A 13402-nucleotide genomic window follows, 5' to 3' on the forward strand; every position below is an offset into this window, starting at 1 on the left:
TCACCACGGACACCCTTGCTCTTGGCTAACCTCTACTTCTGTCTTCGGGGTTCGGGACTTACACCCTATAGTTCATGTGCATGCCGGGCGCACCATAAAAAGACAGCAATAACAACTATTGCTGTCTAAAACCTTTTCATGTGATAAGTGAGATTAGTATTACTGAAGATATAATTAATCGAAACTAATCTCTATCAAAATATTAGTTGACTTCTTGTGGTTTTTTTAACATGTACGTGTCTAAGTCAGAAAGATGATACACGCGAATCTGCACAGCATCACGTATTTCATTTGGCAATTGTTCGACTAGTGAATTCACGATACTTAGCTTTTCATCTTCACGAATTTTATTACTTAAAGACACGATTAAGATGTAATCCATTAAGTCAAACTTGCTCTTTGCTTAATTCAAAATCATCTTCACTTGTTGTAATTGTTTCGTCTTCAGCCTCTATTTGTTTCTCTTTAGAGGAAGGTGCGATTAGGGTTCGAAATAAAGCTATTTCGATTTAAGTGATCATATGGATGTTTATTATTTTTTAAAGCATTTGCTCTAATAGTCAACAAAGGCAAATTTTCCAATGCCCCAATCAATACCTCTCCGTTCCCAATACACCCTTTCAATTTCAAATTTTTAGATACCCCGTACTTTTAAAAGTTCATTTTTCATTTTGATAGTACGCGCAAGCTCTACTAACCCTTCACCTTTATCTACTGTTAATAAAAAATCCGTTGTCATCACAATCGGCTCTTGAGTCTTAGGGTTTGTAGGATGTTTAATACCTAATTCATCTGCGATGACAATTGTTTCTTCCAACGGTAATAAAGGATATTGCTCTCGAATATCGATAACAAAACCAGAATATTCAGTTAAATAAAAGTAGTTCCGTTTCAAATCGGATAAAAACTCATGCTGCCTTCTTGTTTTAATCCCTTTTAAACGTGTAGAGGGCCCAAATGAAGAAACATCTTGAATGTTTAACCAAGGTTTGTAGTCTGAGCCGATTCCAGAACCACGACCTTCTTTAATCCATTTTTCCACCTTAGATGTTCTTGTTCGTTTTGACATAAAAACACCCCTTTAGATTAATATAATCTAAGGGGTGTTTCATCGCGTCTTTATTTCAAATCTACAATAGACACTTTTTAATCATTTTATAGTCCACATTTTAGCTGTGCACCACAGTTTGTACATGTGTTACAGCCACCCATTTCTTCGACTGTTCCTTTACGACATACTGGGCATGTATTTCCGACATCTGAACCAATTACGGATGTAGATTCAAGCGCTTGAATCGTATCGACTAATACGACTGGACGCTCTGTTTGTTCTTCCACTAAATCTTCGCCAAATGACAGTTGATCCATATCATTTTCTTCGGCTTTTAGTGTTAACACTTGTGAATCACGGCTTCCATCAACGTAGACCGTACCACCTTTAGCGCCACCTTTATATAGACGCTCGTAAACTTTTTCTACTTGTCCAACAGTATAACCTTTTGGTGCATTTACTGTTTTCGAAATAGAAGAATCAATCCATTTTTGAATAATACATTGTACATCTGCATGCGCTTCAGGTTTTAACGCCATCGCTGTCACGAACCATTCTGGTAGCTCGTCTGCTTTTGCTTCTGGATGACGATCTAAATATTCTTGAACGATTTCAGCTTTCACTTCGATAAATTTACCTAAGCGACCTGAACGGTAATATGTGAATGAGAAGTATGGCTCAAGCCCTGTTGCTACACCTACCATTGTTCCCGTAGAACCTGTTGGCGCTACTGTTAGTAGATGTGAGTTCCGAATACCCGTTGCTAAAATTTGCTCTTTTACATGTGCAGGCATTTTTTGCATGAAGCCTGTTTCTGTAAATGCTTTACGTAGACGAGCTGTTTCTTCATCTGTTGCACCTACTAAGAACGGGAAGCTTCCACGCTCTTTGGCAAGCTCAGTCGATGCCTCATACGCTGTTTCAGCAATTGTCTTAAAGATTTCATCAACTAGTTCATTGCCAGCTTCAGAACCGTACTCTTTTTCACAATAAATCAGTAAATCAGCTAAGCCCATTACACCTAAACCAACACGACGCTCACCAAGAGCTTGTACACGGTTTTCTTCTAGGAAGTATGGCGTTGCATCAATTACGTTATCCTGCATACGTACACCAACGCGTACTGTCTCACGTAATGCTTCATAATCAACTGTTTGATTTTCTTTATTCGCAAACTGCGCTAAGTTCACAGCTGCTAAGTTACACACAGAATATGGTGCAAGTGGTTGTTCCCCACATGGGTTTGTCGCTACAACTTGTTGTCCATACGCTTTTGCGTTAGTCATTTCGTTCGCGTTATCGATGAAGAAAATACCAGGCTCTGCCGAATATGTTGCACAGATATTGATTAAATTCCACAACTCTTTTGCTTTTATCGTGCGGTATGTGCGTACTTTATAGCCCATCTTCTCCCACTCACGAACGTCTCCAACCTTATGCCATTCAGTATTGTAAACGGCCATTTCTGCTTTTGTATATTCTTCAACTGCTGGGAAACGAAGTTCGTAATCTTCGTCCTTTTCAACAGCTTCCATAAAGTCTTTTGTTAATGTAACAGAAATATTTGCTCCAGTTAAAAACTCTGGATTGTGAACCGTGTAAGTACCACCGTCACGTAATTTATTTTCTGCCTCACGGATAATTGCCTCATCAAATCCACCGTATCCTGGAATTGATTTATAGTTCACAATACCTTGATACATTGCTTCATCTTGCTGTGATAAAGGCTTAAAGTTTAATTTCTCTTTTGCTAATCGAATAATCGATTCATCTGTAGTATTTTCGATTAAGTATCGTAAAATACGTGGATTTTGCATTTTTGAAATAATGAATTCCACGATATCTGGATGCCAATCTGCTAGCATAATCATTTGTGCACCACGTCTTGAACCACCTTGTTCCACAAGATGAGTCAGCTTAGCAATATCATCAAGCCATGATACAGAACCGGATGATTTACCATTCACACCACGAGCTAATGTGTTACGTGGACGAAGTGTAGAACCGTTTGTCCCAACACCGCCACCACGGCTCATAATTTCCATCACTTGCTTACGGTGATCACTAATGCCTTCACGTGAATCCGCTACAAATGGCATAACGTAACAGTTAAAGAATGTTACATCTGTTTCAGAGCCCGCTCCGTAAATAACGCGGCCAGCTGGAATAAATTTTAGTGATACTAATTGCTCATAAAACTTTTCAAACCATTCTTGACGTTTCTCAGCTGTTTTTTCTACAGCAGCAAGACCTGTTGCATTTCGTTTAGCAATTTGTTCATAAAAAATTTCAAGAGGCTTTTCTAGCACATCTATTGAGCGCGTAATCACACCCGTTTCTTGCTCTATAGGATCATCTAATACGCTACGATAATCTTCCTCAATTAAAATATCTGCTGTTTTTGCAGACATATCAATCTTTTGGATTGTCCCTAAACCACGTGCAGGGAACTTCGGATCTGCTTTCACTGTTAATACGACAAAGTCACCAGCTTTTAGCGTTTTCTTTTCCGTATCCTTAAAAGAATAGCGATCAATCATGACAAGTCTCGATACACCTTTATGTGTTATGTACATGTCTGGTGTTACCGGATGGACTTGTGGGAATTGTTCAATGTCCTTGTTTAATTGTTCAATTTGTTTGTTTACTTCGGGTTGATGATTAGTGATTACCATCATTTAGCCTCCCTTATTCTATACCTTACAATAATAAATACACAATATCATGTGCGTTTAAACACTACATATTGTGTATTACTTAACTTAAAAGATACTATATATAGTTTTTTAATTCAACTCTTGCAATTCATGCCACTTTGTTAACTACTTGTCCTGACAAGGTTTGAACGCTGAAAAAAAATTTAAAAACTGATTTTTTTACTTTCTAAAGTTCCAATCATCGTTGGCATATTTTTTTTCTTCAAGTGCTTGTACATATTTTAATTGCCCCTCAGAAAGTGTAAATGGTTTTAACTCAATTTGCAATGTTTTTGCAAAACCATCTCGAAAGGCTTCAACACATTGTTCGATTGAAACTGGTTCCTTAACAAGACTATTTATGGATACCGCCTTCTCTGGTAACTTCTTACGCATACGTTCCTTAGCCTCTTCACTGTCAAAGTTAAATACTGACAACAATTTTTCTTCATCTAAATCTAGTAAAATCGCACCATGCTGCAAAATAACACCTTTTTGACGCGTTTGCGCACTTCCCGCAACTTTTTTCCCTTCCACGACAAGTTCATACCAGCTTGGTGCATCAAAGCACACTGCACTTTTCGGCTTTTTCAAGTCTGCCAGTTGTTCTTCCGTAGCTGGCACACTAAAATAGGCATCCATCCCTAAGTTTTGAAAGCCCTGTAAAATACCCTCACTTAGTACACGATAAGCCTCTGTAACTGTTTCAGGCATATTTGGATAGCTTTCCGTTACAATAATACTATAAGTAAGCTCATGCTCGTGTAAAACGGCTCTCCCTCCTGTTGGACGACGTACAAAACCAAGCCCTTGCGCCCGAACTGCCTCTATGTTAATATCTTTTTCGGCCCGTTGAAAATAACCAATTGATACTGTTGCTGGCTCCCATTCATAAAAACGAATGACTGGAGGAATCAGCCCTTCACTGTGCCAATCCAACAGTGCCTCATCTAAAGCCATATTAAAAGAAGGACTACATTTCCCTGAATTTAAAAAATACCATGTTGTCATATCGTCATCTCCTACACTTATATGTGTCATTTCAATCCATAATGTAGTTAATTTTATCAAACTCATTGGACTATCGCCACCGCATCTTTTATAATAGTTAAGAAGATAGAAAGGGGTAAGAACATTTTGCAAATACTTATTACAATTGGTGTTATTTTACTGGTTTTGATAGCATATATCGGTTTTAATGCGATGCGTCTAAAAAAAGCTGTAACCAATTTAACACAAGAACAATTTATTGAAGGTTATCGCAAAGCTCAATTAATCGATGTGCGCGAACAAAAGGAATTCGACGCTGGCCACATCCTTGGAGCTCGTAATATTCCTTCTACTGCACTACGTCAACGCCATAAAGAAATCCGCCCAGATTTACCAGTATATCTATACTGTCAAAATACAGGCCGTAGCGCTCGTGCTGCATTATTTCTAAAAAAACGTGGCTACAACCAAATTTACCAACTTGATGGCGGATTCCGCACTTGGACTGGTAAAGTAAAAACAAAAAAATAACATAAAAAGAGCTGGCATCATCGTTAGATGCTAGCTCTTTTTATGAAAAAATATGAGTTTCTTCTATATAAATGTTATTGTCTAATAATTAGCTCATTATTTCTACCTCACCAAGTTTTTGTTCATGAATTGGACAAAAGTGTATAACAACAAATTACAATCAACTAACCTAGAATCCACCCTCATATTAAGCTACTTCTACTTATAGCTCCCTATCTTGTTTTATACAAATCAAATGATACACATTAAGTTTCTGACTATCGCTGCTCCTTAACATAAGCTTTTTAACTATTTTCACCAAATATTATGAAAAAAATTAAGTCTGATTTCGCTCATTTTCGTAAAGATGTATTATCCAATCACTTTATTTTCCTTTTTTTAGAACGGAGTCAATAATTACATCTTGAATTACATTGAGATCACTGTTAGGATAAGTAGTATCTTACTATAATACAAATTTGTGTTGATAGGATTGAAATCAACTAAAATAAGCAATGAATGCTATGGATTAAACTATAGCAGGAGCAATTTCTGGAGAGAGCGCGTAACGCGTCGCCGAAGGGTTCACTATCTCAGGCAAAAGGACAGATGAGTAATAAAGACAGACTTTCATGAAAGAAAGTATACCAATTGAATGTTTACCAATAAATATTTCTTCAATAAACTAATATTTATGGTATGCATATGGTATTTGTTATTCTGACGTTTTAAGAGACTAGTGTAGCTACTAGTCTCTTTTTTATTTGTTGCATGTATTATTTTCAATGTTTATATCATCTTGGAGGGGTCAACTTGGAGCAACAACAGTTAAAGCGAGAATTAAAAAATCGCCATGTTCAATTAATTGCCATCGGTGGTACGATCGGCACAGGCTTATTTTTAGGCTCAGGTAAAGCAATAGCTTTAGCAGGACCTTCCATCATCCTCGCCTATTTAATTGTCGGGACTGCATTATTTTTCGTTATGCGTGCACTTGGGGAATTACTATTATCAAATGCAGGCTACACATCATTCACTGATTTTGCAACTGAATATATTGGGCCATGGGCAGGTTATGTCACTGGTTGGACATACTGGTTCTGTTGGATCATGACTGCTATGGCAGATATTATTGCTGTAGGTGTCTATACAAATTATTGGTTTGATATCCCGCAATGGGTACCAGCGATAGGATGCCTAGTACTATTATTACTATTAAATTTATTAACGGTAAAGCTCTTTGGCGAACTTGAATTTTGGTTTGCGCTGATAAAAATCATTACGATTATTGCACTGATTGTCATTGGTGTTATTATGCTCGTTTTAGGGTTCCAAACAAGCTCAGGTACCGTGTCGGTTGAAAATCTATGGGCACATGGGGGATTATTCCCGAACGGCGTCACGGGCTTTTTAATGGCCTTCCAGATGGTTGTATTCGCATTTGTCGGCGTGGAGTTAGTGGGCGTTTCTGCTGCCGAAACAGCAAATCCACAAAAAAACATTCCATCTGCCATCAACAAAATTCCACTACGTATTTTACTGTTTTACGTAGGCGCATTATTCGTTATCTTATGCATTAACCCTTGGAATGGAATGTCCGCTGAAAGTAGTCCATTCGTACAGGTATTTACATTAGCAGGTATTCCAATTGCAGCAGGGATCATTAACTTTGTCGTACTAACATCTGCTGCCTCTGCAGGGAACAGTGGCTTATTTTCAACAAGCCGTATGTTATATAGCCTTGGAAGCAATAAACAAGCTTCCTCATCATTTGCAAAATTAAATAAAAACAGCGTACCAAGAAACGCACTGGTTGTGTCTACAATTGTCGTGTCGATCGGTGCAATATTAAGTAAACTGATGCCGGAAAATGCCTTTAGTGTAGTAACAACGATTAGTGCTATCTGTTTCATATGGGTTTGGAGCATTATCCTAATCTCTCATATCATTTACAAACGTAAAAACCGAGCATTACATGAAGCATCTATTTTCAAAGCACCACTCACACCATTTATTAACTATGTAGTATTAGGTTTCTTTGTGTTTTTATTAATCATTATGTTCTTTTCTGAAGCAACACGTACAGCATTGCTACTAACGCCTGTCTGGTTTATCATGCTGTTTATACTTTATAAAGTGAAAAGAAAGAATTAAAAAACTGTAGATAAGCCCATTCAAAATGAGTTTATCTACAGTCTATAACTAGCACCTACACAAGGTGCTAGCTTTTTTTATTTATCATCTTTATACATATCCGTATAAAGAATCTCTAATTTTTTAGAAAGTTTCGCAAAGGCAGTTTGCCAAGCTTTACGGGCAGTATCGCCATTTTCAGCGGGAATCGCTTCATATAGAGCATGTACTTCCGCTACCTTTTTTAAATCTGCCTCAGCTTGTGTTAACTTCGAATAGTTTTTCACGACGCTTTTTTCAGATGAGCTCAGCTTGTCATATGCTTCTCGTATACTTGTCACTTTGGCTTGCAAGTCGACTGTGTATACACCACCTTGAAGAAGTGTATCGATAGATTCCACTAAACCAAATGCCGTTTCATTTGACCCTTGTTGTCCTTTTTCCGCTTCGATAATCTTTTGGCGCACCTCTTCACTCACTAGGCTCATTTGCTTTGCCGTAAGCTTAGCGAAGGCTTTAATAACTGTTGTCGGGTTACTACCAAACGATTTATTATACTGATTCATAAATGACTCTACTTTTTTCACATCTGTTTCAGCTGTTTTTAAAATAGAGTAATTTGTTACAAGTTTTTTATCACTAGTACTAAGATTTTTATATTGAGTAGAAAGAGTTTTAATTTCATCTACAGTCACTGTATATAGATCATTTGATACGATTTTTCCAATACTATTATTTAACGATGTAATATCCGGTGCATTGTTGTCTCCAGGACGATTATCTAGTAGTGATTGATATTGTTCTTTTGCTAAATGCTGCTGATTTGCAGGCAATTTTGCATAAGCCTTTTCTACAGACTCAATTTTTTTCGCTTGCTTCGCAACATCCATCTCTTCACGAGCAGCCTGCACTTTTTTGTGGAACGATATTACAGCCTTAACATCTTTACTTGCAGCGGTTAATAAATGATAGTTCGTTACGTGTTTACGTGCAGCAGATGAAAGATTTTTATAAGCTGTTGTTGCTGTATTTACTGCTGTTTCTAATTCTGTGAACGAATACTTTGTTAGGTCCGCGAACTTTGCAATATCAGCTTTGAGTGCTTCTGCCGCTGCTTTGTCGGCTGGCTCTTTACCTTTATCATCAACCGTCACTTTCGGCGGATTATTTAATAACAAATCTTCATTATAGACAAGAGATTGCTGCAAACTCGTCAGCTTATTATAAGCCTTTAAAGCATTGTTATAGCTTGATTGTAGTTTACTTTCTTTCACGCCAGTCACTTTTAACAGATCATCGTAAGCCTTTATTTGCTTAATGATTTTGTCTGCAGTCTTTAAATCTTTTTGCAATTGCGTAATGCCTTCATAGCCAATAATTTTTGCCGCTGAAGTTTTAGTTAAACTTTTATACTCTGCGATAATACGGTTCACATTTTTCACATGATCTTGCCATGTTTGTTCTGACGGATTAATTGGATAGCTATAGTCATCAAGATAACTCTCAATTTCATTATTTAAACGTTCAATTTGACTCTCTTCAGCATTTTCAGCTTCTAATAATTTAGTATTATACTCTTCTGGAACTAGCTTTTGTTGCTTGTATGTTAGTTTTTCATACGCAGTACGTATTGATTTAGCAGCTGTTACTTGCTTGTTTGGTGTATTACTTGTTCCTAATTTATCAAAGAGTTTAATAAATTGTTCAATTTTTTTAATATCTTGCTTCGCTTCATTTAATATCCGATCTTGCACAGTAGATTGGTAGTTCTTGGATACGTTTGCAATATCCTTCTCAATCGCTTCAATTGACGCTTTTAATGCCGCAATGTTATGAGCTTCGTACTTAACTAAGAAATTATCATATTTTAATAATGCAGTAATTGCTTGATTTATTTTTCTAACTTCTGCAATATCTGCAACATCAGTAGGGGCTTTCAAAATACCTTTAATACTATTAAATAACTCATCCCCTACATCTAAGCTGCGTTGTAATAAATCAAACTTATCATAGGCCTCTTCAATGTCTTTTAGATACTTCGCCATATCTTTGTCAGCAACTTTGTCCACTTCATTCACTTTGTTACTCAATGCACTTACAGCCTCTACATCAGTAAGTGCTCGCTTAAGAACATCATAATTTTTTACATTTGCCTTTGCTGGAGCCGTTAAGGCTTGATATTGACTATCTACTGCCGTTACAGTCTCTTTAAATGCTTCAAAAGTTGTTACATTATATTTACTGTCGTTTATACGTAACGCTTCAATCGCAGTAATCAGTGTATTTGAGGGCTCATTAGACACCGTCAGCATATTCGAAATATCTGATACAACTAAAGCTGCTCCTACCTTCGCTGTTACCTTAACGGCAATATTAATCATCTTTTTGTCCAATGCATTTGAAGGAATTGTGTAAGTCGCACCTTTTGCACCATCAATGGCTGTAAGTGCCTCACCTTCTTGATAAAACCACTGATAGCTATATGTAATTTGATCATTTTTCAGCTTAGCACCAGCAGTATCTGTTACATTCGCTCCGCCTACTTTTATTATTTCACCTGGTGCTACAAAGTTTGAAGTCGAATAACCGTCAAGCTTAGGTTCCGTAATCGCTAATTTTAATTGATTAATGATACGTGTATCACTTTTAAATACGGTGCCTCCCTCTGCTGTCGCTTCCACCATCACAGTTTTACCTGCTGCATCGGGCGGCACTATAAATGACTTAGTTGTTGCACCTGAAATTGGTTTTTTAGTTGGAGTGCCTGTATCATCACCAGTTTTCGCTGTTTCAAGATAGTACCACTGATACCCCTTGATTATCTGTTTTCCTATGTCTTCAATGGATGCTTCTAGTGTTTCGTTTACAACCGGTTGTCCTGTAATTTTGATAGTTGCTACTTCCTCTGCTCCTGCAACTGCAACTGCCGGTACAACAAAGGCCACTGGGATAGCCGCTACTGTGAAAAGTAATTTTTTATTCAATATTTATTCAGTCCTCCTCTATCCTTCTATAGAGTTATATCGGTAACATTCCGTGTAACTTTATTTGTTTCACATAATCTACATAAAAAGAGTTATTTTTCACTCGATATGATTCACTTTAACTTCATTAAATTCAAAAAACTGTAGATTAGGCTTTTGAGCTTGTCTACAGTTTAAACCTTGTCCCATTATGGAAGGATTTTTTCATAACTAACAACGAATTTTATACATTTTATTGTTAAGGTCTATGATTTGATTGTTGCTCCCTTGAAAAAATCGATGTAAGTGAATTAGAGAGAGCAGACCAAAAAGCCTTATTTAAGACGCTGTAACAAACTCTCTATTTAAAAGAAATAATTATAATCGAAGTACAGATATAAAAGAAGAAACGGTATAAAACATCATACCAATACCGGCAATAATCAACATGTTACTGAGTAGTCTCAAAATGCCCGATTCTCCTTGCATCTCTATGTAATATTTTGCCGCCATAAATATCCCAGACATCAATAGGACCGCACAAGCAATATAGGAAACGATGACCGGGCCACCACTCTTACCTTCATTGATGGCTACCATCGCTATAACGTTAATAAAAGAAAAAATTGAATAAGGTCGGCTTTCCTTCTTTTCTAATTTTCTACTTTTCTTTTTCGACACTTTATATAAATGCTTTACATCTTCGGTTACATACTGTGTAACGATAGCTTCTACTTGTTCCATATATTTCTTGCTAACTTTGACTGTATAAAACACTTCGTAAACTTCATCGTTATTCTTCGAGCGGAATCTTTCAGACGAACTCTTTAAAATATTTTTGATTCCTATATCAAACGGAACGTTACTATTCTTTAAGTGTTCGGTAATTCCCAGTAAAGTATCTACCGAATGTCCAACCATTATTTTCTTTTTAAACAAGCCAAGCACCTCTTACGAAATAAGTAAATTACGCTTAATTATACTATTTTATTCGCCTTTTCCTGAAATCCAAAATATAACACACTCTTTTAAATATGGGGCCCTCATTCGTTTTACAACACTCTTTAAGAAAAGAGCCTTTATTAAAAACTTTTGCTAAGCATCACCTTACCTTGGTTTCTAGGTGATGAAATAGACATTTCTAAAGTATCGATTAGCATAGAACCTACACCCCATAGATCACGTCCATGCTAAGCGCATATAAAGAGAGCCGTCTCAAAATTGAGACGACTCGTAATCGATCATGTATTATTTAGATTTTTTAAAGATACATTTGTTTGTACAGAGCTTCTATTTTTTGACACCCTATTAAATGCATTTCTTTATTCTTTTTCCTTACATACTTTATCTTTTTCTAATTTCACTATATTTTCTTCGATTAAAAGCTTAGCAGCATCACCAGAAGCATTTTCTAATATTGGATCGAATACACAAAATCCAAACCAAATTAAACAGCCAGCACCCGGTAATATACCGTGAGCTGGCTGTGCAATAAGGTTGTTTATTATTTTCTAAAAAAAGACTGGCAGTGCCTACAATTCAATAAATCATTTGCCGAATTGACCTCAATCATAGGGAGGTATTTGTCCCAAACTTCCTCAGGGACAATGCCAGTGAAGTATAATGTAGCGTGCTCATTTATCTTCTTTGTTAGTGTCCTGAATGCTAATTAGGTTAAATGGAAGTACCTACAAATTATGATAGCCAATTATGGATACGACAATAGCTATCCACCTCAATTATCAGCAAATTGAAGTGTTTCTACCATGGCCCTCGCTACTGGACGCCAAGTCTCTATATCGTCCTCCATACAATTGAATGTACCGATTAAGGCTTGTCCATCTAGAGAAGCAAAGAACATAAAATTAAAAATATTCCCATCAGCAGCGGGTGTAATCACCTCAAGAATGCCAATCTTTTTATCATTTATTTCGATTACATCTGTGTCCAGCCACTCTGCTGATGGTTGAGCCTGCTCAAGAGAAGCGATCATGGCTTTTTGAAACTCTGCGACTTCTTTGTCTGATAGAGCATTGGTTGTCAAGTTGAAAGCCAGATTGATGGTTGTCGATTCATCTGTATAGATAACAGTCGGTCTTTGTTCTGAAGGATACTTAATAGCTGCTAATTCAGGTGACATGATAGAAAATAACTTTGGCATTCTTAAAGTAATTTTCCCCTCCATTACACTTTGGTCAATTACTGGAATATCTTCACCGTCAATGTTTACAACTGACTGGTTAAGCTCATTTTCTTTTAAAGTCGATTGTTTTTGGTTTAATTCCTGTCCAGCTTTGTTCTCTTTTTTCTCATTTTCTTCGGCTTTCTCTGACCCACAGCCTGCAAGTACTAATGCTGCGAACATTACCGATATCCATCTTTTCTTCATATTTATTTCTCTCCCTTTGATTTTTTAAGCTCATCACCAAAAGTCGGGGATGACATTTGATTATAGATTGGAATGGAGCAGGTCATCGGACGCCCCTAAAAACGTCCAATCGGAACGAAAATCAACTCCAAGTTATGGAAACGAGCCTTTTTTACTATGTCTACCAACGATAAACTTCCATATTTCTCCTTCGTTTTGAACTTTCAACAATCGAATAACTCGAAATGCACGACGCATTATACTTTCTGCGTATTCAATATTTACAATGTCATAATCCTCTTTTATACCGTCAATTTTAAAAATGCTATAAGGAGCAGCCAATGCTTTATTAATTACAAGGTTTTTCAGCGCACCGTCCAGATGATATTCGGTTTGAGCTGAAAGGCCAGCTGCTTTTGGTGGAATAGTGGGCCAATATAGCAATCTACTTAATTTGGGTAAATCTATTAGCACAACCGATTTAAACGGTAAGCGTAGCTCAAATATTCCGACTAATTTTGTAAACGAATCAGATAGTAGCCGAATTGACTTTTCGATAAAATCGTTATAGTCATTTTCATACTTATGTAATACTGGAAATTGGCGATCAGTCATCTCCAGCTCATCCTGAGATAATATAAAATAGTTCACCTTCAAGTCTCCTTGATAAAGAAATTTAAACAAGCATAAT

General features: G+C 36.8%; 9 protein-coding genes, 1 pseudogene and 1 riboswitch. Of the genes and pseudogenes, 2 read left to right on the top strand and 8 right to left on the bottom strand.

Going from position 1 to position 13402, the window contains the following annotated elements; genetic code table 11:
• Positions 1-202: 202 nt before the first annotated feature.
• From ACIQZG_RS18060 to ACIQZG_RS18075, 4 genes and pseudogenes are all read right to left on the bottom strand, one after another.
• Positions 203-382, bottom strand: a complete 180-nt coding sequence (locus ACIQZG_RS18060; protein ID WP_402756859.1) for a hypothetical protein — start codon at positions 380-382, stop codon at positions 203-205.
• A 255-nt stretch (positions 383-637) separates the two neighbouring features.
• Positions 638-1069: pseudogene (locus tag ACIQZG_RS18065) on the bottom strand (TnsA endonuclease N-terminal domain-containing protein); the annotation flags it as partial.
• A gap of 86 nt (positions 1070-1155) precedes the next feature.
• Positions 1156-3726, bottom strand: a complete 2571-nt coding sequence (locus tag ACIQZG_RS18070; RefSeq protein WP_402756860.1) for a vitamin B12-dependent ribonucleotide reductase — start codon at positions 3724-3726, stop codon at positions 1156-1158.
• Between the two features lie 201 nt (positions 3727-3927).
• Positions 3928-4758: a lipoate--protein ligase family protein gene (locus ACIQZG_RS18075; RefSeq protein ID WP_402756861.1), complete on the bottom strand. Its 831-nt coding sequence runs from the start codon at positions 4756-4758 to the stop codon at positions 3928-3930.
• A gap of 126 nt (positions 4759-4884) precedes the next feature.
• On the opposite strand from ACIQZG_RS18075, the gene ACIQZG_RS18080 reads away from it, so the two are divergent.
• Both ACIQZG_RS18080 and ACIQZG_RS18085 read left to right on the top strand, forming a co-directional pair.
• Positions 4885-5268, top strand: coding sequence for a rhodanese-like domain-containing protein (locus ACIQZG_RS18080; RefSeq protein ID WP_402756862.1), 384 nt, complete (start codon positions 4885-4887; stop codon positions 5266-5268).
• Between the two features lie 521 nt (positions 5269-5789).
• A riboswitch (glycine riboswitch) is annotated at positions 5790-5866 on the top strand.
• Between the two features lie 194 nt (positions 5867-6060).
• Positions 6061-7401, top strand: coding sequence for an amino acid permease (locus ACIQZG_RS18085; RefSeq protein WP_402756863.1), 1341 nt, complete (start codon positions 6061-6063; stop codon positions 7399-7401).
• Positions 7402-7478: 77 nt separating this feature from the next.
• Here the strand turns inward: ACIQZG_RS18085 and ACIQZG_RS18090 are convergent, their stop codons facing one another.
• The 4 genes from ACIQZG_RS18090 to ACIQZG_RS18105 form a co-directional block, all read right to left on the bottom strand.
• Entirely contained in the window at positions 7479-10364 is a 2886-nt protein-coding gene (locus ACIQZG_RS18090; RefSeq protein ID WP_402756864.1) for a hypothetical protein, read from the bottom strand.
• Between the two features lie 357 nt (positions 10365-10721).
• A complete protein-coding gene (locus ACIQZG_RS18095) occupies positions 10722-11264 on the bottom strand; it encodes a hypothetical protein (RefSeq protein WP_402756865.1) in 543 nt (180 codons plus the stop codon).
• 814 nt (positions 11265-12078) lie between these two features.
• Positions 12079-12732, bottom strand: a complete 654-nt coding sequence (locus tag ACIQZG_RS18100; protein ID WP_402756866.1) for a hypothetical protein — start codon at positions 12730-12732, stop codon at positions 12079-12081.
• Positions 12733-12864: 132 nt separating this feature from the next.
• The gene (locus ACIQZG_RS18105; protein WP_402756867.1) at positions 12865-13362 is read right to left on the bottom strand and encodes a serine protease; all 498 of its coding nucleotides are present in this window, start codon (positions 13360-13362) and stop codon (positions 12865-12867) included.
• Positions 13363-13402 lie beyond the last annotated feature (40 nt).

Origin of the sequence: Lysinibacillus sp. NPDC096418 (assembly GCF_044762775.1) — a bacterium.
GTDB lineage: Bacteria > Bacillota > Bacilli > Bacillales_A > Planococcaceae > Lysinibacillus.

Excerpts from the sequence above, each read along its gene's own strand:
- ACIQZG_RS18095 (WP_402756865.1), bottom strand. The coding sequence starts at position 11,264 with ATGGTTGGACATTCGGTAGATACTTTACTGGGAATTACCGAACACTTA.
- ACIQZG_RS18075 (WP_402756861.1), bottom strand. The coding sequence starts at position 4,758 with ATGACAACATGGTATTTTTTAAATTCAGGGAAATGTAGTCCTTCTTTT.
- ACIQZG_RS18100 (WP_402756866.1), bottom strand. The coding sequence starts at position 12,732 with ATGAAGAAAAGATGGATATCGGTAATGTTCGCAGCATTAGTACTTGCA.
- ACIQZG_RS18070 (WP_402756860.1), bottom strand. The coding sequence starts at position 3,726 with ATGGTAATCACTAATCATCAACCCGAAGTAAACAAACAAATTGAACAA.
- ACIQZG_RS18060 (WP_402756859.1), bottom strand. The coding sequence starts at position 382 with ATGGATTACATCTTAATCGTGTCTTTAAGTAATAAAATTCGTGAAGAT.